This is a genomic window from Sphingomonas folli (assembly GCF_019429525.1).
Lineage (GTDB): Bacteria > Pseudomonadota > Alphaproteobacteria > Sphingomonadales > Sphingomonadaceae > Sphingomonas > Sphingomonas folii.
Genome location: NZ_JAHXZL010000003.1, coordinates 215,459 through 235,570, shown reverse-complemented (window position 1 = coordinate 235,570; position 20,112 = coordinate 215,459). Strand labels below are relative to the sequence as shown.

Annotated in this window: 22 protein-coding genes; 8 read left to right on the top strand and 14 right to left on the bottom strand. The window is 68.8% G+C overall.

Features of this window, described 5'->3' with window-relative positions; all coding sequences use genetic code 11:
* Positions 1 to 145: 145 nt before the first annotated feature.
* Together KZ813_RS06115 and KZ813_RS06110 are read right to left on the bottom strand one after the other, a co-directional pair.
* Complete coding sequence (locus tag KZ813_RS06115; protein WP_219754078.1) at positions 146 to 1,024, bottom strand: transglutaminase family protein; 879 nt, start codon at positions 1,022 to 1,024, stop codon at positions 146 to 148.
* Positions 1,021 to 2,148, bottom strand: coding sequence for an extracellular catalytic domain type 1 short-chain-length polyhydroxyalkanoate depolymerase (locus KZ813_RS06110; protein ID WP_258046455.1), 1,128 nt, complete (start codon positions 2,146 to 2,148; stop codon positions 1,021 to 1,023). The genes KZ813_RS06115 and KZ813_RS06110 overlap by 4 nt, the downstream gene beginning before the upstream one ends.
* Positions 2,149 to 2,453: 305 nt before the next feature.
* Between KZ813_RS06110 and KZ813_RS06105 the strand changes: the two genes are divergently transcribed.
* Both KZ813_RS06105 and KZ813_RS06100 read left to right on the top strand, forming a co-directional pair.
* The gene (locus KZ813_RS06105) at positions 2,454 to 2,660 is read left to right on the top strand and encodes a cold-shock protein (RefSeq protein ID WP_219754077.1); all 207 of its coding nucleotides are present in this window, start codon (positions 2,454 to 2,456) and stop codon (positions 2,658 to 2,660) included.
* Positions 2,661 to 2,747: 87 nt separating this feature from the next.
* On the top strand, positions 2,748 to 2,957 hold the full coding sequence (locus tag KZ813_RS06100) for a hypothetical protein (RefSeq protein WP_219754076.1): 210 nt from the start codon (positions 2,748 to 2,750) through the stop codon (positions 2,955 to 2,957).
* Positions 2,958 to 3,013: 56 nt separating this feature from the next.
* Here KZ813_RS06100 and KZ813_RS06095 read toward each other — a convergent pair whose 3' ends face one another.
* Positions 3,014 to 3,547, bottom strand: a complete 534-nt coding sequence (locus KZ813_RS06095; RefSeq protein WP_258046454.1) for a DUF1003 domain-containing protein — start codon at positions 3,545 to 3,547, stop codon at positions 3,014 to 3,016.
* 224 nt (positions 3,548 to 3,771) lie between these two features.
* Here KZ813_RS06095 and KZ813_RS06090 point away from each other — a divergent pair, with 224 nt between their 5' ends.
* On the top strand, positions 3,772 to 6,966 hold the full coding sequence (locus tag KZ813_RS06090; RefSeq protein ID WP_308461797.1) for a PAS domain S-box protein: 3,195 nt from the start codon (positions 3,772 to 3,774) through the stop codon (positions 6,964 to 6,966).
* A 238-nt stretch (positions 6,967 to 7,204) separates the two neighbouring features.
* Here the strand turns inward: KZ813_RS06090 and KZ813_RS06085 are convergent, their stop codons facing one another.
* Entirely contained in the window at positions 7,205 to 7,399 is a 195-nt protein-coding gene (locus tag KZ813_RS06085; RefSeq protein ID WP_219754074.1) for a hypothetical protein, read from the bottom strand.
* Between the two features lie 271 nt (positions 7,400 to 7,670).
* Here KZ813_RS06085 and KZ813_RS06080 point away from each other — a divergent pair, with 271 nt between their 5' ends.
* Both KZ813_RS06080 and KZ813_RS06075 read left to right on the top strand, forming a co-directional pair.
* Positions 7,671 to 7,967: a hypothetical protein gene (locus KZ813_RS06080; protein ID WP_219754073.1), complete on the top strand. Its 297-nt coding sequence runs from the start codon at positions 7,671 to 7,673 to the stop codon at positions 7,965 to 7,967.
* Between the two features lie 65 nt (positions 7,968 to 8,032).
* Positions 8,033 to 8,185 carry a hypothetical protein gene (locus tag KZ813_RS06075; RefSeq protein WP_219754072.1) on the top strand — a complete coding sequence of 51 codons (153 nt, stop codon included), beginning with the start codon at positions 8,033 to 8,035 and terminating at the stop codon, positions 8,183 to 8,185.
* Between the two features lie 69 nt (positions 8,186 to 8,254).
* Here the strand turns inward: KZ813_RS06075 and KZ813_RS06070 are convergent, their stop codons facing one another.
* The 5 genes from KZ813_RS06070 to KZ813_RS06050 form a co-directional block, all read right to left on the bottom strand.
* A complete protein-coding gene (locus KZ813_RS06070) occupies positions 8,255 to 8,695 on the bottom strand; it encodes a hypothetical protein (RefSeq protein WP_219754071.1) in 441 nt (146 codons plus the stop codon).
* Between the two features lie 76 nt (positions 8,696 to 8,771).
* Positions 8,772 to 8,957, bottom strand: a complete 186-nt coding sequence (locus KZ813_RS06065) for a hypothetical protein (RefSeq protein WP_219754070.1) — start codon at positions 8,955 to 8,957, stop codon at positions 8,772 to 8,774.
* Positions 8,958 to 9,232: 275 nt separating this feature from the next.
* Entirely contained in the window at positions 9,233 to 9,559 is a 327-nt protein-coding gene (locus tag KZ813_RS06060) for a helix-turn-helix domain-containing protein (RefSeq protein ID WP_219754069.1), read from the bottom strand.
* Between the two features lie 206 nt (positions 9,560 to 9,765).
* The gene (locus KZ813_RS06055) at positions 9,766 to 12,105 is read right to left on the bottom strand and encodes a TonB-dependent receptor (RefSeq protein WP_219754068.1); all 2,340 of its coding nucleotides are present in this window, start codon (positions 12,103 to 12,105) and stop codon (positions 9,766 to 9,768) included.
* Between the two features lie 81 nt (positions 12,106 to 12,186).
* Positions 12,187 to 12,597, bottom strand: a complete 411-nt coding sequence (locus KZ813_RS06050; RefSeq protein WP_308461796.1) for a DUF2946 family protein — start codon at positions 12,595 to 12,597, stop codon at positions 12,187 to 12,189.
* 361 nt (positions 12,598 to 12,958) lie between these two features.
* Between KZ813_RS06050 and KZ813_RS06045 the strand changes: the two genes are divergently transcribed.
* On the top strand, positions 12,959 to 13,498 hold the full coding sequence (locus tag KZ813_RS06045; RefSeq protein ID WP_219754067.1) for a heme NO-binding domain-containing protein: 540 nt from the start codon (positions 12,959 to 12,961) through the stop codon (positions 13,496 to 13,498).
* Complete coding sequence (locus KZ813_RS06040; protein ID WP_308461795.1) at positions 13,468 to 15,492, top strand: putative bifunctional diguanylate cyclase/phosphodiesterase; 2,025 nt, start codon at positions 13,468 to 13,470, stop codon at positions 15,490 to 15,492. The genes KZ813_RS06045 and KZ813_RS06040 overlap by 31 nt, the downstream gene beginning before the upstream one ends.
* 133 nt (positions 15,493 to 15,625) lie before the next feature.
* Here the strand turns inward: KZ813_RS06040 and KZ813_RS06035 are convergent, their stop codons facing one another.
* A complete protein-coding gene (locus KZ813_RS06035) occupies positions 15,626 to 15,904 on the bottom strand; it encodes a hypothetical protein (RefSeq protein ID WP_219754066.1) in 279 nt (92 codons plus the stop codon).
* Positions 15,905 to 16,281: 377 nt separating this feature from the next.
* Here KZ813_RS06035 and KZ813_RS06030 point away from each other — a divergent pair, with 377 nt between their 5' ends.
* Complete coding sequence (locus KZ813_RS06030) at positions 16,282 to 16,437, top strand: hypothetical protein (RefSeq protein WP_219754065.1); 156 nt, start codon at positions 16,282 to 16,284, stop codon at positions 16,435 to 16,437.
* A gap of 101 nt (positions 16,438 to 16,538) precedes the next feature.
* On the opposite strand, the gene KZ813_RS06025 is transcribed toward KZ813_RS06030, so the two are convergent.
* From KZ813_RS06025 to KZ813_RS06010, 4 genes are all read right to left on the bottom strand, one after another.
* Complete coding sequence (locus KZ813_RS06025) at positions 16,539 to 16,814, bottom strand: hypothetical protein (protein ID WP_219754064.1); 276 nt, start codon at positions 16,812 to 16,814, stop codon at positions 16,539 to 16,541.
* Positions 16,815 to 16,894: 80 nt separating this feature from the next.
* Positions 16,895 to 17,740, bottom strand: a complete 846-nt coding sequence (locus tag KZ813_RS06020; RefSeq protein WP_219754063.1) for an outer membrane protein — start codon at positions 17,738 to 17,740, stop codon at positions 16,895 to 16,897.
* 87 nt (positions 17,741 to 17,827) lie between these two features.
* Complete coding sequence (locus KZ813_RS06015) at positions 17,828 to 18,838, bottom strand: ferritin-like domain-containing protein (RefSeq protein WP_219754062.1); 1,011 nt, start codon at positions 18,836 to 18,838, stop codon at positions 17,828 to 17,830.
* A gap of 55 nt (positions 18,839 to 18,893) precedes the next feature.
* Positions 18,894 to 19,871 (bottom strand): ferritin-like domain-containing protein, encoded by a 978-nt coding sequence (locus KZ813_RS06010; RefSeq protein WP_219754061.1) that lies wholly within the window; start codon positions 19,869 to 19,871, stop codon positions 18,894 to 18,896.
* Between the last annotated feature and the right edge of the window lie 241 nt (positions 19,872 to 20,112).

Here is a 20,112-nt window from a genome sequence, read left to right as displayed (position 1 = left end):
ACCAGGGTCTAAGCAGCGGCGCGAGCCACACGGATCAGGTAGGAAGCGCAAGAACTCGGGCGCACGAAGGACCGCACTCGAGAGGTCCCTCGCTACACTGTGACCGTCTGGTCGAAGCTTTGCCATCGGCGCTCCAGCACGCGCATCACGCGTGACGATCGGTGCCGGTATCGAGGGCCTCGACGACGACGCTCGCGTCCATGCCCATGAAGTCGGCTGCGTCTCCCAGGTAGCCACCGACCACCGGCAGCACCGCCTCGCTGGTGACACCGACCGCCGTGGCGATCAGCCCGCTGCCGCCCGATCGCCGTTGGGTCGGATCGAAGGCGATCCAGCCGGCGCCCGGCAGGAAGACGTCGCACCACGCGTGGGTCGCGCCGACGTCACCGGCCATGACCCCGGGGTCGAACAGATAGCCGGACACCGCCCGTGCCGCGAAGCCGAGTCGCCGCGCCGCCCAGAGGAACAGCGCTGCCAGGTCGCGGCACGATCCGCTGCGCAGCGCCAGCGTGCGCGCCGGCGACTGCGTTCCTTCCTCGTCGCGCGTGCGATAGGCGATGCCCGCGCCGACCGCCTCGTTGAGCGCGTTCAGCAGCATCAGCGTGTCGGTGGGGGCGGTCTCGCGAAATCCGGCGAGCCATGATCGCAGATCCGGCGCGTCCTCGACGCCGTCGCTGAGCAGCCCGGTGCCGAACAGCGCGAGGTCGCCCGACGCATAGACGAACGGGTGCCGGTGCGCCGAGGGCTCGATCCGGTAGATCGGATAAGGTTCGGCGATATGCAGCACCTCGTGCCGCGCCACGATGGTCAGCGACGCGGCGGCGCCCGGGATCAGGGCGAGCGCGGCGACGTTGCCGGCGGGGTCCTCGCTCCAGATCAGCTCGGCGGCGGGATCGAGCTCCAGGCTCGACCGGATGATCATGGTGTCGTGACCTGCCCGCGGCGTGAGCAGCAGGCGATGCGCGAGGAAATGCACGGGCTTGGCGTAGCGATAGACGGTATGATGCCGGATGAGCAGTCTCACCGCCCGATCAGCCCCGCCGCGCGCAGCGCATCGTTGATCGTCGCCGCCGGGTCGAAGCGCGGCGGCGCGATAGCAGCGATCGGCGCGTCGGCCGGTCGAGGAGGGGCGACGGGGGGAGCGATGCCCCACTCAGCGGCGATCCGATAGGTGGAGGAAATGCCGGCATCGAGCATGTGTGGACCAGGCACGCCGCAGGCCTCGTCACCCGCGGTCGCCACCGGCGTGCCATGCCCCAGGCCGGCGACCTCATAGTGCCGTATCACCGCACGCCCGGCCTCGTCATGCCAGACGCGGCGGACGAGGCCGTCCGACGTCTCGACGGCCTCGTCTCCGTCGACGCGATGGATCCCGCGCCACTGGTCCACGATCAGGGCGGCGTTGACCTTGTCCACGGTCGCGTCGGCGGTGCCATGCCAGACCGCGATCGCCGGCCAGGAGCCCGCGTGAGCCGAGGCGGCGCGCACGCTGTCGCCAAGGCCGGCGCGATCGTGCCCGCGACCGCGCATCCGGTCCAGCGCCTCCGGCACGTTCCGCGCGACGCCGAACGGCAGTCCCGCGATGATCGCGCCGCCGGCGAACAGTTCGGGGTGACACGCCAGAAGCGCGGAGGTCATCGCCCCTCCCGCGGAGAGGCCGGTGACGAAGACCCGCGCCGGGTCGAGCCCCAGCCGGTCGACCGCGGCGACGATCATCTCGCGGATCGACTCCACCTCTCCGCCGCCGCGGCGTGTGTCCTCGGGCGAGAACCAGTTGAAGCAGAGGTTCGGGTTGTTGGCGCGCCGCTGCTCCGGGTACAACAGAGCGAAGCCGAACCGGTCGGCGAGCGCCGACCAGCCCGAGCCGTGGTCGTAGGCCGCGGCGGTCTGCGTACATCCGTGCAGGACGACGACGAGCGGAGCCCCGGCGGGCAGTTCGGGCGGGACATGAAGCCAAGCCCGCAGCGCACCCGGATTCCGGCCGACCTCTCCCATCGCGGTGAGGCGGCTGACCGCGACATCGGCAGGCAGCGCCGTCGAGCCGACGGCGCGAAGGCGGGTAATCGTGTCGGAGATAGAGCTCATGACGGCGCCCCTTGCTGGGAGTGAGGAGCAACCGGTCGGCGACGCGCTCGTCGCACGCGCCATGATTGTGCAACGCGGCATAGCTGGGGCGTCCGCGTTCGTCGTGCAAGGTCCGGGCAGGCACGGCGCACGTCGAAGGGACCGTTCTCGAGCGGCGGAGCGGCGACCGGCGCGCGAGGGGTAGCCCGCTCATTCATGCCCGCCCCTTCCCATCGCGGCGGTTCGACCCTATATCGGTCACGCTGACGTCGCATGCGACGGATATATGTGCCGACCTGGTCGTGCTCCTTGTCCCTTTCTAGCCTCACCGAAGCCGGGATACGTCAATCGTGGCGTATGCCCGTCCAACATGGGATAAGGATGTCCTCATGATCTCCGGAACAGTCAAATTCTTCAATGCCGACAAGGGCTATGGCTTCATCGCGCCGGAAGGTGGCGGCGACGATGCCTTCGTTCACATCTCGGCGGTGGAGCGGGCCGGTCTGCGCACGCTCGATAAGGAACAGCGGATCTCGTACGAGCTCGAGACCGATCGCAGGGGAAAGACCTCGGCCATCAACCTGCAGGCCGAGTAAGTCCGAACCGCCGGGCGGCATCCCCGCCCGGCGTGTTCCCTTCATCCCGCGAACCAGCGGGATGTTCTCTCCCTGGAGGAAGCTACGATGTCGAGGATCATCCCGCAGCCATTTCTGATCGCCAAGGGTGAGGATGGTAGCTATCGCATCACGGTGCGCGACGTGAGATACAACTCGCAGAGCTATCCGATCGTGACATCGACCTTGCAGGCCGAAGTGTTTCACAGCGCCCATGCCGCGCGTGCCCACGCGAAGGAGCATCTGGGTGCCAAGCCGGGGCAATTCGGCTCCAAGTGATCGAGTAAGGCTTGGAAGTCGCTTCACCTCCGCGCGAGTGCTTCCGGGCCCGTCCCTTAGTTGTCCTGAGCGCCTTCGAGGCCGTCGAGCACCGCCTCCGGGGAGACGTCCTCCTCGATCTCGGCCAGCTCGTCGCGTGACACTACGTCGACGCCCATCTTCCTCGCCATGGCATCGACGAGCGCCACCAGCCGCGTCAACTCGTGCTCGGCGAGGAGGTTGATCTGGAGATCCAGGTCCGACTGTCTGGCGGCGGCGCTCATCATCCTGTTCTGGCTGATCAGCACGAACGTGGAGAGGAAGATCGCTTCCACGCTGGCCTCCATCGCCAGCACCACGAAACTGGGGTCGAACGGTCTGACGCCCGGTATCGCACGAAGATTCACCGCTAGCCACAGCCCATAGGCCACCGCGTGCACGATGACGAACGTCATGCTGCCTGCGAAACGCGTGATCCGGTCCGACAACCTCTCAGACAAACTGGCCTCGGCTGCGTCCCGATCGCGCCTCTCCCGCATGCGTTCGATGTTGCGCGCGAGGACGGAACTGAGGCCCGGCGGCCTGGGGGCGGGGTGGGTCAGGTCAGGCAAGATCACCTCCGGTGAAACTGTGCTGATGCTGGACCCAGCGCACGGCGATGTCACGCGCAGGCTCCTCGTCCCAGCGCCTTCCGTGGCGTGATCCGCGTGGACGGTGGCGCTTCACTCATGCTAACCGCGATCCCTGTCCACGCGCTTCGCGGCCGCGGCAGCTCAGCCCTGAGCGCATCTCATGAAGGGATGAGTGTGCTCGCCTATAAGCATCCGGATGTGCGATGATGTCTGCGTCAGACGACAGGGTGGCCGCGCTGCGCCGCTACAACATTCTCGACACCCCGGCCGACGATCGCTTCGATCGCATCGTGTCGCTGGTGCAGGCCGTCTGCGAGGTCCCGATCGCGCTGGTCAGCCTGGTCGACGCGGATCGGCAATGGTTCAAGGCCAAGCGCGGCGTCGACGTCAGCCAGACCGCGTTGGACACGTCGGTCTGCGCGCTGGCGATCGAACAGCGCGGCGTGTTCCAGATCGAGGATCTCTCCGCCGACGCGCGCACGGCGGGGATGGCGCTCGTCACCGGCGGGCCCTGCATCCGCTTCTACGCCGGCGCGCCGCTCGTGGCATCGAACGGCGACGCGTTGGGCAGCCTCTGCGCGATCGATGTCAGCCCGCGACCCGGCGGACTGACCGCCCCGCAGGCCGAGGCGCTGAGGCTGCTGGCCGACCAGGTCGTCGACCTGATCGAGGCGCGCCAGGCGATCATGGTCAGGGACCAGGCGCTGGCCCTGGACGAGGCCCGACGCCGCTCGGAGAAGCTCGAGGAGCGTTACCAGGCCATCGTGGACTCGGCGATCGACAACGCCATCATCGCGATGGATGCCGATGGCAACGTGACCAGCTGGAGCAAGGGCGCGGAGCGCATCTTCGGGTGGAGCGAGGCGGAGATGATCGGTCAACCGGCCGACCGATTCTTCACCCCGGAAGATCGCGCCGCGGGCGTCCCCGATCGCGAGTTCAACGGAGCGCGTGCCGCGGGACGCGCCTCGGACGAGCGCTGGCACCTGCGCAAGGACGGTAGCCGCTTCTTCGCGCACGGCGCCATGACGCCTCTCCGCGGCACCGAGGCAGCCGGCTTCGTCAAGGCGGTGCGCGACATCACCGCCGAGCACGAGACCAAAGCGGCGCTGGAAAGCGCGCGCGGCCGCGCCGCGATGATGACCCACGCGGCACGCCTCGGCACCTTCGACTATGATCTCACGTCGGGCGATCTCGCGTGGGACGAGGGCTGCCGCGCCCTCTTCGGTCTCTCGCCGGACGCGAACGTCACGTATGAGGGAGCTTTCCTTCGCGGGCTTCATCCCGACGATCGCGCCGGAGCCGACGCCGCGGTCGCGAGCGCGCTCGACCCCGAGGGCGACGGTGTGTTCGAGACCGAGTACCGGACCGTCGGCATCGCGGACGGGCGCCTGCGGTTCGTGGCCGCGCGGGGCCAGGCCTTTTTCGCCGACGGCCGCGCGCTGCGGCTGCTGGGCACGGTACAGGATGTCACCGAGGCGCGCCTGGCCGAGCGACGGCTGCGCGAGACGGAACAGCGCCTGCGCTTCGCCAATCGCGCGACCAACGATCCGATCTGGGACTGGGACCTCGTCGCGGATCAGGTGACGTGGAACGAGGCGATCCGCACCTGCTTCGGCCACTCGCTCGATACGGTGAACCCGAGCGGTGCCTGGTGGCTCGATCACATCCATCCCGAGGATCGCGAGCGCATCGCGACCAGCATCCATGCGGTGATCGATCACGGCCACATCGACTGGTCGGACGATTATCGCTTCCGTCGCGCTGACGGAAGCTACGCGGACGTGCGGGATCGCGGCTACGTGATCCGCGACGATGAGGGGCGTCCGCTGCGCATGATCGGTGCCATGCTCGACCAGAGCGACCGCGTCCGGACGGAGCGCACGCTGCGCGACGAGGCCGTCGTCCTCGCCGGCGAGGTGGAGCGGTTGTGGACCGCGTCGCCCGACCTGCTGGTCGTCATGGCGTCGGACGGCACCTATCGTCGCGTGAACCCGGCCTGGGGGACGATCCTGGGCTACGACGAGGACGAGCTCGTCGGCGCGGCGGCGACCGCGCTCAGTCACCCCGACGAATCGCGTGCCACCGAGGGAGCCCTGGTCACGGCGCAGCAGGGCGACCTCTCGTCCTTCTCGCAGAAGGTGCGGCACAAGGACGGATCCTATCGCCTCATCGACTGGGCCGCGGCCACGCGCGACGATGAGATCTTCGCGATCGGTCGTGACATCACCGAGAAGCGGGCCGCGGAGAACACGCTGCGCCAGACCGAGGAAGCTCTTCGGCAATCGCAGAAGGTCGAGGCGGTCGGGCAACTCACCGGCGGCGTCGCCCACGATTTCAACAACCTCCTGACGGTCATCCGGGGCTCGGTCGATCTGCTGCGCCGGCCCAACATCAGCGACGAGCGCCGGGCGCGCTACATCGACGCGATCGCCGACACGACCGACCGCGCGACGAAGCTCACCGGCCAGCTCCTCGCCTTTGCCAGACGCCAGGCCCTCAAGCCCGAGGTGATCGACGCCTCCCACCACATCGACGCGCTGCAGGACATGCTACGGACCCTGACCGGCTCGCGCATCGAGACGCGGTACGACCTGCTCGCCGAACCGGCGCTCGTGCTCGCGGACCCGAGCCAGTTCGACACCGCCATCGTGAACATGGCCGTCAACGGCCGCGACGCCATGGACAGTGAGGGCACGCTCACCATCGCGGTGCGGCTCGTCGATCGGGTACCCGCCGTCCGGGCGCATCCCCCCGTCGACGGGGCGCATGTCGCCATCTCGATCACGGATACCGGGAGCGGCATACCCGCCGAGCGGATCGGGCAGATCTTCGAGCCGTTCTTCACGACCAAGGGCGTGGGGCACGGCACGGGGCTGGGCCTCAGCCAGGTGATCGGCTTTGCCAAACAGTCGTCGGGAGACGTGGCGGTCTCGAGCGAGGTCGGCGCCGGAGCGGTGTTCACCCTCTACCTGCCGGTGGCGGCGCCCGACCCGCAGCGGTCGGCGGTGTCGGTGGCACCGACGCGCAATCTGAGGGCGGGCTCCTGCATCCTCATCGTGGAGGACAACAAGGACGTCGGCGAGTTCGCGACCCAGGCGCTGGCGGAGCTCGGCCATCAATCGCTCTGGGTCAGCGACGCCGATGCCGCGCTGGTCGAGCTGGGCGTGGCACCCGATCGCTTCGATGTCGTGTTCACCGACGTCGTCATGCCGGGGCGATCGGGGATCGAGCTCGCCGAGGAGGTCACGCGGCTCTTCCCGGCTCTCCCCGTCGTGCTGACCAGCGGCTACAGCCACATCCTCGCGGAGAAGGGTTCCAGCGGTTACGAGCTGCTGAGGAAGCCATACTCGCTCGACGAGCTCTCCGGCGCTCTCGCCCGGGTGACCGCGAGATGATGGGTCACGGGCCGCTCGGGTCACTTGCCTGAGCGCCACCTCGCCGGTCCCGAGAGCGCGCGGGGTCCGAACACGCTCACCCGTCGGCGGGTGTCGGATGGCCGGGGCGGGAACCATGCCCAGCCCGCGAAAGCTCACCTCTTACGCTCCTTCGACCGGCGCTCCCGCGCGAGCAGGAGGCCAGGGCCGCGAGATCTGTCATCGCGGCCCTGGGCCTCGGCGCCCACCGGAGCACGGTTCAGCTCGGCTGGATCTCACCCGGGTCATGGCGGTCCGCGTCGCCGGACGGCTTCGCTTCACGGTCCTCGGACGCGCTGTCGGCGTCCTGGGTTCTCGGGTCGGACGGCGCGTTCACCCGGGACATGATGCCTTTGCCGGCTTTGTCATCGGCGGCGTGATCTCGTTTGCCTGAGCTATCTTGCTGGTTGGCCATGACCGACCTCCTTGGTGCGTGACGCGTGTGCCGGTGGAACGGGCGGCCACATGCGGCGGGCCCGGCACGTCAGAAACATTCTCGCGCTCGCCCTGTGTCAGGCCTGCGGTGGGGACGAAGCGGGGCGGCCGGCGATGTCCGTCCGATCACGCCCGCTCGGGCGGCCCCCTTGTATGTAGCGGGACAAGCGCCACCTTCAGTCTACCGCGTCTTCCGCCCGGGCACCACGTGGCTGAGAGACATAGCGCTCCCGCTTCGAGGAGCAGAGCGCATGGACATCAACTACATTCTGGGGCGTGAGCAGACCTCGCTCCACAATGCCGCGATGGCCTCCTCTTCCTGCGCGCGAGCGTCGCATCTCGGCCTGGCAGCGGCTTACGGACGGCTGCTCGCCGACAGCACGTTCCCGCATCGGCCGCCCCTTCAGCCTCGCTCTGTCGTCGTCGGCGAGGGTGGCGTAGGTCGGCAGGGCCGGGACGGAGCGCCGTCGCTGATCATCGAGACAGCCGCCGCAGAGTCTATCTGCTACGGGCGCCGACCGCGTCGCAGAGCCATGTCGCTGCGGTAGCGGATGGTCGTGACCGTGCCGGTGACCAGCCTGCCCAGGCACCGCGCCACGGCGACATCTCGCATGTGGTCGAGGAGAGCGCCGACACCATCTTGGCGTCACGCTTCGCCGCGGGATACGTCAGTGGGAAGTCGTTTCAGAGCCTCAGCCGGTTCGTGCGTCAGGATCTCGCCCGCCTGTCGTCGCCAGATATCGACCCCTGGCAGAAGGTCTCCTGAACCGCCGCCGACACTTCCCGCGTCTCGCGGCGCGCATCGGTCTATGATCACCGATCCATCCGTGAGCAGCTAATAGTCCTCACCGCGCTCGTGGGCGCTTCGTACCCGCCCCGCGCTGAAACCGTTGAACCATGCGGTCCGAAGCTCGAAGATGTCATGCCCGTACGGGTTCTCGCAGGCCGAACGCGCCAAGTTTCCGCCCGCATCTCTCCCTTCCGCTTCAGCGGTGGACACGTCGGTCGCACTGGCCCCGCGACCATCCGTCGACCGGATGATGCTGATCACCGCCTCGTTGGCCGATCGGGGCCCGCGATAGAGCGCCCCCTCCGGGCTCACCGGGATCCGGCCCTGCATCTGATCCGCGACGATCGCCAATTCCGCCGCGAAGACCATGAACGCTCGGCCTGTGTCGTCGTCGCGATCAGCGGGTTCGCCGGTTCCCGCTCTCATCCTCGCGAGGCCCGCCGCGGCACGTAGCCCCTCGGCGATGGCGCGTACCCGGTCGCTCACCAGGTCACGCGCCGTCGGTGTCACCCGCGTCGTGTGGTCGGGCGAAGAGCTTTCATCGTCTCGGACGGTATCGCCCTCACCATATCTCCCTGGTCGTCGGCGGTTTGGCGGCGGCACCCGCCGGCGGCTCGACGGTGATCGCCACGGCGATGAGTTGCTGCGCCAGGTCGATCGCCTCGCTGGCCTCCAGGGTCATGCAGCACGGCTTCGGCCTCTCCACGTCCACGAGGACCTTGCCGTCACTCTTCTCTACCTCGGCCATGCCGCGTTCCTTCAAGCCCGTCAGCAAGACCTAACGGGCCGCTGACACGAGCGATCCATGAGACGGGCACTTCGCTTGGCCTGGCACGAGCGCCTCAGCTCTCCCGACATCGTTCCCCGGCGCTCTCGTCTACGTCCTGTCCTCGAGATCTCTCCGACGTGCCTCACCGGCCGGACGGAAGGACGCTGGGCATGTTGGCTCTCCCGTGCCCGCTAGGCCTTCGGCCAGGCGCGGCGCTCCCCAGGGTTGATCCACCGATGGCCCCAGCTGGAAGATCATCTCGTTTCGGTCAAGAACCATTCCCCATCCACGTAACTGACCTTTGTTAATCCTTCTGCTTTCTCGCGCTGCATTAGCTTCGTCTGTATACCATATGCGCACATGAGCCGGTACAGGGTCGTCCGACCGACCCCCAACATCTTCGCGGCGCTGGAGATGTTGAGGTGGGTGACCTCCAGCGCGTTCATGACAGCCAGCCTCTGAGCGCACGCGATAGTGCCCGCTTTGAAACCAGCTCCACCGACGGTCGTATCGCCCTCGATCGCGAGGGCGGCCGAGCCGTCGTTCCTGTCGAGCGAGACCAGGAAGGTTTTCTCAGGCATGGCGCCGCCCCCGATTTGCTAAAGGACGCCATGAGTAGCGCACGTCGCGATACAGGAGTCTAGAGGAATCATCGCTGCCAATACTCTGGCCTGACCGGATCATGTGCCGATCGGAGAACATGTATATTTCAGCGATCCTGACCGGGTGGCGCGAAAGGCACTGCCGTCGGCTCGGCCACCCTACCGCGTGAGTTGAACCGGGCGAGTCAGAACCCCGATGACAGGCGGACGCCGATCGTTCGTGGCGGACCGACGAGATAGGAGAAATAGCTCGTCGCGCTCGTGTTGCCCGGCGAGGCCGTGAACTCCTGGCCGAAGATCGGCACGACGTCGAACAGGTTGGTGACGAACAGGTCCACGCCGATGCCGCGCTCGGAGCGGACGCCGACGGTCACGTCGACCAGGCTGTACGCCGGGCGCGGGAGGACCTCGCCCTCGCCGAAGCCGCTGTTCGAACGCCCGACGTGCCGCGCCGCCGCCGTCACGCTCCCGCGCCACGCGTGCGGGAGCGAGACGTCGTAGCTGCCGCGCGCGTTCCACGTCCAGCGCGGCACGTCCAGCACGCGAGCACCCGCCGGGAGGAGCAGGTTCGGCACCGCGTTGCGGTAGGTGGCATCGGTGAACGCGCCGCCGGCGTGGAGCTCGAGGCCGTCGAGCGGCGTGGCCGTCAGCTCCAGCTCGCCGCCGCGGCTGCGCACGCGGCCGGCGTTGACGGTGAAGGAGATCGTCGTCGCGCCGTTGATCCCGCAGGCGCCCTGGAACGCTTGCTGGTAATCTTTCCAGTCGATCGCGAAGGCGGAACCGTCGACGCGCAGTCGACCGCCCCAGAGACTCGTCTTGGCGCCGAGCTCCAGATTGTCCGTCCGGTCGCTGTCATAGGGCGGCGGCACGTCGGGGATGCCGGCGGCACGACGCTCCGCGGGCGAGCAGATGTCGTCGGTGATCGGCGCGTTGACGCCGCCGGTGCGGAAACCCTGCGCATAGCTGGCGTACACCGTCGCCACGTCGCTCGGCGCGTAGCTCAGCGAGAGGCGCGGCGTCACGCCGGTCTCGCGGTTGCGCTCGGCATAGTCATAGGCGAGATCGCCCCCGACCGCGCCGCCGATGCCGTAGCGCCGGCTCGCCTCGCGCTGCCGGTAACGGAACGCCCGCGCACCGGCCGACAGCCTGACGCTCGGCGCGATCGCGTAGGTCAGGTCGCCGAAGGCGGCCAGCTCGCCCTCGGCGAAATGGACGGCGGTGTCCTGGATGAACGGCGGCGTGCTCGCGCCCAGCGGCGCCGGGGCCACGATCCCGAAGAGGTCCGACACGGTGATCGTCCGCCCGGAGCGCTGGTCGAGGTCGCGATAGACCGCGCCGACCACGTAGCCGAGCCGCCCGACGCCGCTCGACGCGACGCGCACCTCCTGCGTGAACTGCCTGGTGCGGCCGGTGTCGCGCAGCGGCGTCGGGAACAGGCGGCCGTCGGGTCCCGGGCCGACGATCGCCTCGACGATCGGGGAGTCGAACGCGGTGACGTCGAACGAGAGACGTGACCGGCGATCCAGATAGGAGCTGTTGGCCGTCAGGTCGAAGCCGCCGAGCGCGTCCACGCTTTTCTCGACGAGGAGCGAGCCGATCACGAACGCGTCGCGCGCGAACGTGTCCTCGTAGCGCGCCTTCTCCCGCGCGCGCCTGCCGAAGGTCACGTCGCTGTGCGGGCGATCGGCGTTGCTGTAGCCGTCCTGCCATATCAGGCTCGGCGTGATCGCGAGGCCGGGCGCGGGGGTCCAGCGCAGCGCGCCGCGGAGCATCGCCGTCCGCGTCCAGTTGACGTCCTTCCTGACCCGGTCGGTACCCCGGTTCGCGGTCAGGTCGCCCGTGGTCGGCCGCAGGTCGTCGATCCAGCCCGCCTGTCGAGTCAGGCTGCCGGTCACTCTCAGCGCGAGCGTCCCGGCGACGAGCGGCACGTTCAGCATCGCGCGCGCGTCGCCGCCCGTGCCGCCGTCGCGGACCGTGTCGACGCCCACCTCGACGCGTGCCGCCGTGGCGGACGCGTCGGGCTGGCGCGTGACGATCCGGACCAGCCCGCCCATCGCCGACGAGCCGAACAACACGCCCTGCGGGCCGCGCAGCACCTCGACGCGCGCCACGTCGAAGAGCTGCGGGTCGGGCTGGGAGAAGCCGCGCAGCGCGCGCGTCTGCAGCGGCGTCTCGTCGAGGTAGACGCCCGTGGTGGGCGACTGGACGAAGCCGACCCCGCCGATGCCGCGGATGATATATTGCGCGTTCCCGATGCCGGTCGTCGCGTACGCGACCCCCGGGACCGCGTCGGCGATGCGCGAGAAGTCGGTCGCGTCGAGGCGCTGGAGGAGCTGGTCCGACAGGACGCTGACGCTCGCCGGCACGTCGCGCACGTCCTGCGGTCGCTTCTGTGCGGTGACGACGACGTCGTCGCCCTCGGTGGTGGTCGCGTCCTCGTTCCGCGCGTCGACACGCGCCGCGGCCGGAGCGGCCAGGAGCAGGCAGGACGCAGCAGCGCCCACGATCTCGAACTGTCTGAACATGGGAATACCTTCGACCCGCCCGGCGACGGCGGCCGGGCGCATATCAACAGGGCGTCGTCGCGGACGACACCAGGTGGCGGGTCAGAAGGAGGCGGGTGGCCCTCGTAGCGGCGGCCGCAGGTGGTGGGCCTCCAGCGGTGAGGTGACCACGTCGGCCGCGCGCCCACCCGCGACCACGAAGGCGATCAGCGCGGCGAGCTGGATCGGGTCGGCCGCGGCGAGCGCCAGGCTGGACAGTCCCGCGAAGGCGCACGGCATCTCCGCTTTGCCGTGATCCGCCCGGTCGCCATGGCCGGCCCGGCCGCCGTGCATCGCGGGCATCTCGGCCGCGGCCGGCGCGGACGACATGCCTGGACAGATCACGATCGCCACCCGCCCATGCTCGCTGGCCAGCATGTAGCCGGCCGGTACCAGCAGCTTGAGCAGCAATGCCGCCGCGCACAGGAGCACGGCGAACGGGCGTTGCGCCAGGAGGAGCCGGGCCGCCGACACGCACCGCCGTTAGCCCGGCCGGTCGTCCATGTCATCCGCCGAACGGTGACGAGCCTCCGTGGCCGCTCACGACGCTCGAGCGGATCGTGAGCGGCAGGCGCGCGGCGACAGCGTCACGCGCGCACGAGACCGTCGAGACTCGGCGACGCGGTGGTCTGGTCGAACAGCCGACGACGGACGAGCGGCGGATCGAGCGCGAGACCTTCGGCGACGGCCCCGGCGACCAGCGCGTCGAGCGCGACGGTCGGCCGCAGGTCGCGCTGCTGGTAGAGGCTCGCCGGCGCGAGGCCCGGACACCGGATCTTAACCCGTTTAGATCACGCCAACCAACGGGGCGGCAACGCTTGGCGGGGAGCGCGCGGTGAAGGGTGTAGTGTTCAATCTCCTGGAGCAGGCCGTCACCGACGCTTATGGGGACGATGTCTGGATCGACCTGCTGGAGGAAGCCGGTGTGCACGGCGCCTACACGTCGCTCGGCAGCTACCCGGACAGCGAGATCGTCGCGCTCGTGGGAGCCGCTGCCAGGCAGCTCGATCTCGAGGCAGCGGACGTTCTCCGTTGGTTCGGCCGCGCGGCGATGCCGATGCTGGCGGAGCGTTACCAGCCGTTCTTCGCCGGCCACGTCTCGGCCCGCAGCTTCATCTTGAGCGTCAACGACATCATCCATCCCGAGGTGCGGAAGCTCTACTCGGGCGCGGGTTGCCCGCAGTTCAACTTCAGCAATGACGGCGAGGGGCGCCTCGTCATCGGCTATCGGTCGCCGCGGCAGATGTGCCATCTGGCGCACGGCTTCGTCGAAGGTGCGGCTGATCGCTTCGGGGAGCAGGTGGAGATCGAGCACATGGCGTGCATGCTGGAGGGCAATCCGGTGTGTCGCCTGGCGGTTCGCTGGCTTCATTGAAGCATTGCGCTCCGCCTCGGGACGATGACCTCGACGCTCGGCTCGCGCGCGCCGAGCGCCGGGTCGTTCGCGAGCGTGCGGCCAGGATCGAAGCCGAGGCGATCGCCGAACAAGGGCTGAGGCGGCTCTACGAGAGCCAGCAGCGCCTGCTGTTGCTCCAGCGCATCACGGACGGCGCCAACCGGACGGCCGAGATCGAGGCGGCGTTGCGCGTCGCCGTGACCGAGATCTGCCGCCACATGGATTGGGCATTCGGCAACGCGCTCCTCGTGAGCGCGCAGGACGGCGCCGTGACCGGCTGCGACGTCTGGTATGCCGCCGATCCCGACGCGATGTTCCCGTTCGTCGAGGCCTCGCGTCACGTGCGCTTTGAGACGGGGGTCGGACTGCCGGGGAGGATACTCGCCGACGTTCGCCCGCACTGGATCGACGACGTGACGGCGGACGCCAACTTCCCCCGCCTGCCCGTCGCGGCGCACTGTGGACTCGCGGCAGCCTGCGCTTTCCCGGTGATGGTGGGCGACGAGGTGGCGGGCGTGCTCGAGTTCTTCGCGCGACGGCTGATCGTCCCCGACGAGGATCTGCTCGGCATCATGGGTCAGATCGGCACGCAGCTCGGCCGGGTCATCGAGCGGGACCGTGCCCGTCGCGGGCTGATCCACGACGCGCTGCACGACGCGATGACGCGGCTGCCGAACCGCACCCTGTTCATGGAGCGGGCCGAGAACGCCTTCGTTCGCATGAAGGCGAACCCGCACGCCTGCATGGCGGTGATGGTCGTCGATCTCGACGGCTTCAAGTCGGTCAACGACTCGCTCGGCCACCAGGCCGGCGACGCGCTTCTCATCGATGTCGCGACCCGGATGCAGGCCTGCATCGCCGCCGCGGAAGAGGCGGCCCGAGACGTCGGCGCGAGCTGGCGAGCGACGCTCGCGCGGGTAGGCGGCGACGAGTTCAACGTCCTGGTCGACGATGTCGTCGACGGCGCCGCGGTCGGTCGGTTGGCCGAGGCGATCCACCGCTGCCTCGCTGCGCCCAGCGTCCTCGCCGGCACGCACATGCGCTGCCAGGCCTCCGTCGGCATCGCCTTCAGCAACCCCACCTATGCCGATGTCGAGCAGATGCTGCGGGACGCCGATCTCGCGATGTACCGTGCCAAGTCGCAGGGTCGCGGACAGTCCGTCACCTTCACCGAGCAGCTCGGAACGCAGGTGCGTCAACGCACCCAGGTCGAGCACGAACTGCGCAAGGCGATCGCCGAGCGGCAGTTCGTGCTCCACTACCAACCGATCGTCTCACTGGACGATCCCGATAGTATCTGCGGCTTCGAGGCGCTCATCCGCTGGAACCATCCCGTGCGCGGTCTGCTGTCGCCAGCGGAGTTCATCGACGTCGCCGAGGAGACCGGGCTGATCCTCTTCATCGGCGACTGGGTACTCCGCGAGGCGTGCGCGCAGGCCGCCTCCTGGCATTGGCGGACCGGTGGCGAGCGGTTGCCGTTCGTCAGCATCAACATCTCGCCGCAACAGTTCCTCCAGCCGGAGTTCGTCGCCCGGGTCCATGCCGTGCTGATGGAGACGGGCGTGACGCCGGCGGCCGTGCGGCTGGAGGTGACGGAGGGCGTGGCGATCATGGATGCCGCGCGGACATCGGCGATCCTCGAGGAGATCAGAGCCTGGGGCGTGAAGACCAGCCTCGACGACTTCGGGACCGGCTTCTCCTCACTCAGCTACCTCCAGTCGCTGCCGTTCGACGCCTTGAAGATCGACCGGTCGTTCGTCGCGGCGATGGACGACAGCGGCAAGAGCCGCGGCATCATTCAGGCCATCCTGAATTTGGCCCGCACCATGGGCATGACGGTGATCGCCGAGGGGATCGAGACGGTCGAACAGGAGGAGCTGTTGCAGCGCATGGGCTGCGACATGGGACAGGGGTTTCGCTACGGACGTGCCGAGGTCAACGCGGAAGCCTTCGCGAAACTGGCCGTTTGCTGAGGACGTGACGCCCCGATCGCCGCGTGCCCCGGAGAGGCTGCGGGACCGCACGGCGTGTGTCCCGCACGCGCTCATCATCGGCGATATGAGGCGCGCTCGCCCGCGATCGATCCCGCGGCGTTCACCAGCTCGGCTATCTGCCGATATTGGCCGCGATCAGCGGCAGCCCGACGTCGAACGACCAATTGTCGAACGTGACCACCGCGATCTGGCCAGTCTGTCGATCATAGGCCGCGAGCTGGTCGCGCACCATCTGCCGCACCTCGCCTCGTGTGAGGGAATAGCCCCCGCGTGCGTCGTGCAGCTCCACGGCGGCGACCGGCGCGACACCGAACGGACCACTCTCCGCGCAGGCCGGCATCGCGACGACGAACGGTAGGGTGGCAACGGCACCCATGGTCAGGCGAGACATAATCATTGACGTCCTCCGTCACGACCGCCCGCTCATGAGTTGAGCGTCGTGAACGCGGCTTTGTTCCCGGCGCAGCTGTCTCGCGCGGAGGGGGGAGGACGGCGGGCGCACGGTCGGGAGCACGTCGCCGGCTGGAAAGGCCGGCGCCCTCGGCGGCCAGGCGCGAGGTGGGCTACGTCCTGGCGGTATGTGCCGGAACGTGACAGGTAAAGACGGGCAGGGATTAATCCAGGTGGGTCTCCCGCCTGTGACCAACCAGTTGGCGTCCGGGAGGTCACCTCCCGAGGCTGCCGTCGATCGTCGCGGCCTCATCCGTGTCGCGACCGGGCGCGGGACGCCGTTCTTGCGTCGGAGGGAATCTGGCCTAGGGTGGCTCGATGGAAGACCCCGTATCAGTGCCAACCTCCGACGAGCTTGCCGGCTGGACCGATCAGGAGCTGCTCACCGAATGGATGAAGCTGACCTACGAGTCGCATGATCCCCGCCTGGATCTTCTTGCAGCCGAGGTGGAGCGGCGAGGTCTCGACTTCTGATGATCAGGTGTCGGCGTCGATCATTCGAGCTACGCTCGATATCTGATCGTCGTCGTCCCTGATGCGCTTCTGCTGAACGCGATCGTCGTCCGCGGCACCCGTCACGCCGACGCCAAGGTCGCTCCCGACGTCGAACAGATGATCAGGCGATGTCCGCTGAACGTGTGAGCCGCTAACGCGTCTCCGTCGCGTTCGATCGACACGAAACAGTCGGGGATCTCGGAGGGCGGCAGCGCGGCGCGCCAGACCAGCTCGTTCTTCTCGTCGAGGCATTCCAGGTTGTGGATCCGCGCCGCGGTCTCATGGCCCCAGAAGTACAGCAGCACCCGGCGGCCGCCGTCGAGCAGAAGCTTGCGTTTGACGCGATATCGGCTCAACGGACCGGCCTTTCGAGAGACGCGCGCCCGGCCGAGCGCCGCCGCGACCCGCGGGGGCGCAGCGGCGTGCTCGGCCGTTGTCAGAAGCGGAAAGCGGCGGTGGCGCGCAGCGAGTGCCAGCGGAACTTGTCGTCGCTGCGGATGAAGTCCGTGCCCGACGCGCTGCCGCCGTTGTTGGCGTTGGTGAAGGGCGTGCCCGCGGGGCCGGCGGCGCGGACGACGTAATCGTCGTCACGATACTGATGGTAGATATATTCCAGCCCGACCGAGAAATGCCGGCCGAGCCGCTGCTCGATGCCGCCACCCGCCTGGAAGCCGAACTGGTTGCGCTTGCCGGTGCCATCGAACGTGTTGGTCGCGTTGGTCGAGCCGAACGCGCGATCGATCCGCGCGTAGCCCGGGCCGAACGCCCCGTAGAACAGCGTGGTGTCGTTCGGCGTGTAGCCCGCGCGGGCGCGGACGCCTGCCTCCCAGTCGATGCCACGGTTGAACACGTAGCTCGCGGGCGTGCTGGAGAAGGCGCTCACGCCATCGGTGATGTTCGTCGTGCCGAACTCGCCCACCACGCCGACGACGACGCGGCCGCGCTGCGCGTCGAAGCCGATCCGCCCGTAATAGGCCCAGTCGTCCTTGTCGTTGGTGCAGCGACCGCCGTTCGCCGGGCTGAGCTGGTTGGCGGCCTGGCCGCCGCAGAAGCCCGGGCCGAACGCGTCGGCGCCCGAGCCGGTGCGCACGACATCGCCATATTGCCCGTCCAGGTTGCGGTCGAACAGCACGCGTGAGGTGCCGCCGTCATTGGGCTGGACGTCGTAGCCGCCGGCCGCGCCGACATAGATGCCGTTGAAGCCGCCGTCGCTCTCCTGCGCCGTCGCCGGCACCGCGAAGGCGGCGAGCAGCGCCGCACCCGTCAATCCGATCACCTTCATGTCTCACTCCCTTGAAATCGTGATCGGGAGGAGGCCGCTGCCTCCCCCCGCACCGTCATCATGTCCGTCGTCGGCGAGCGCCCCGGCTCAGGGCAGGCCCACTCGCAGCGTCGGGTTGGGGTTGTTCGTCCCGTTGGGGAAGAAACCGCCGCCGTTCAGATTGGCGCCGGTGGCGTTGAGGTAGACGATGTTGTGCACCTGGCGGCTGTTGCGGCTGTAGGCGATCGCGTCCGCGTCGGCGGGCACGAGATTGGCGGCGCCGTTCGTTCCGACGAGGCCCTGGTCCGTGTCGCTCCCCTGGTCGAGCGCGTCGCGCGCGTCGGAGATCTTGGTGGTCGCCGTGATCAGCGCGGGGGTGGAGATGCCCTTGGCGTAGAGGACCGTCCGCACCAGGCCGGCGTGATAGGCCTCGGCGGCGAGGATGCCCGCGGCGGCCTCGAGGAAGACCTTGCTCGAGAGCAGCGGCGCGGCGCCCTTGTAGGCGGTGACGCCGACGTCCTCGAACAGATACGCTCCCAGCAGGAAGTTCTCGGGCGAGGAATAAGGGTTGAAGGTCTCGCTCGAGCCGATCACGCCCGCCGCCCGCGCCGCGGCGGTGAACGCCCCGCTCGAGTCACCGGAGATGTTGATGTTGGGCATGGCGATCGCGGCGGAGCCGAGCGCCGCGCGAAGGAAATTGACGTGCGCCGCCTCGTCCGCCGCGATCTCGCGGGCATAGGCGCCGACGAGGGCGTCCCCCGAGAAGTCCACCTTCGCGCCGCCGGTGACGCTGCCGCCCGCGGTGCCCGTGCCGCTCGCGGTCAGGTTGGCCGCCAGCCCGCTGCCGTTGACGGCGAACAGATAATATTGCGCCTCGAGATATTCGAGGTTGAGCGCGAGGTTGAGGATGTCGCTGTCCGTCACCGCGGCGGGGGTGGGGGTCGGCGTCGGCGTGGGACTGGGAGCGTCGTCCTCCTCGGAGTCGAAGCAGCCGGCCAGCAGGCTGGCGCTGCCGAGCGCGAGCGTGCCGCCGCCCGCCACCTTGAGGAAGCGGCGCCGCGCCGCGCGGCGCGTGTCCGCCGCGGCGAGCAGGTCGAGGGCCTTGCGATGATCGATCATGTGCGTGGTTCCTGTGATGGAGGAGAGACGGGGATGCCGGGAAGCGGCCCCACGCTCACGTGGTCGATCGGATGTTGCCGTTGACGCCGTTGGGGAAGAACCCGCCCATGGTCGCGGTGCCGGCGTCGAGGTAGACGATGTTGAGCACCTGTCCGGTGGTTCGGCTGTAGGCGAGGCCGTTGGCGTTCAGCGGCACGATGTTCGAGGTCAGCGTGGCGCCGCTGCCGGTCGGCGCGATGCCCTGGTCGTCGTCGGGGGCGATGCCGCGGACCTGATCCTCGGTCGGGCTGCCGTCGAGCGCGTCGCGCGCCCCCGAGATCTGCTCGGTCGCCTGGATCAGCGCGGGCACGCCCTTGGCGTACAGCGTCGTGCGGACGATCGCGGCGTGATAGGCCTCGACCGCGAGGATGCCCGCCGCGGCCTCCAGGAAGGTCTTGTTGCTCAGCAGCGGCGCGGCGCCCTTGTAGGCGGTCACGCCGACGTCCTCGAAGATGAAGGCGCCGAGCAGGAAGCTGGTCGGGTCGGCATAGGGGTTGAAGGTCGCGTTCGCGCCGACCACGCCGGCGGCGCGCGCCGCCGCGGTGAACGGGCCGTCGGCCTCGCCGGAGATGTTGATGTTGGGCATCGCCACCGCCGACGACCCGAGCGCGGTGCGCAGGAAGTTGACGTGCGCCTGCTCGTCCGCCGCGATCTCGCGCGCATAGGCGCCGACGTTGGGATCGCCCGAGAAGTCCACCTTGGCGCCGCCCGTCACGGTGCCGCCGGCGGTGCTGCCGCTGCCGGTCAGGGTCGATGGCAGTCCGGTGCCGTTGACCGCGTACAGGTAGAATTGCGCCTCGAGATACTCGAGGTTGAGCGCGAAGTTCAGTACGTCGGCGTCCGTGACGCTGGTCTGCGCCAGAGCAGGGTTAGCGTAGGCGAACGCAGAGCCCACGGCGGCCACGCCGAGCGCTGCGGTGAAGAGCGCGCGCCTGTCGGTGCGTCGCTGACTGCGCGCGTCGAGCGCCTCGATCACCAGGTCCTGCTGTGTCATGTTCGGCACCTCCCTTGGCCCACGTGCCTTCTTGTGGCGCAGGCGAGCGGAGCTACGGCCGCCGCCCGCGGGCGGATGCACGGCGCAATGAAACTAAATATTCGTGCGTGCTCGGAACTTTTGGGAGATGGGCGAAGCGGTCGCTCAGGCAGAGATGAAGGGCGAGTGATCGTCGTCGGGCGATCTGCCAGAACTTGCGCATCTCGACCATGACAGGAGGCGCATCGGAGCCCCTTCGGGC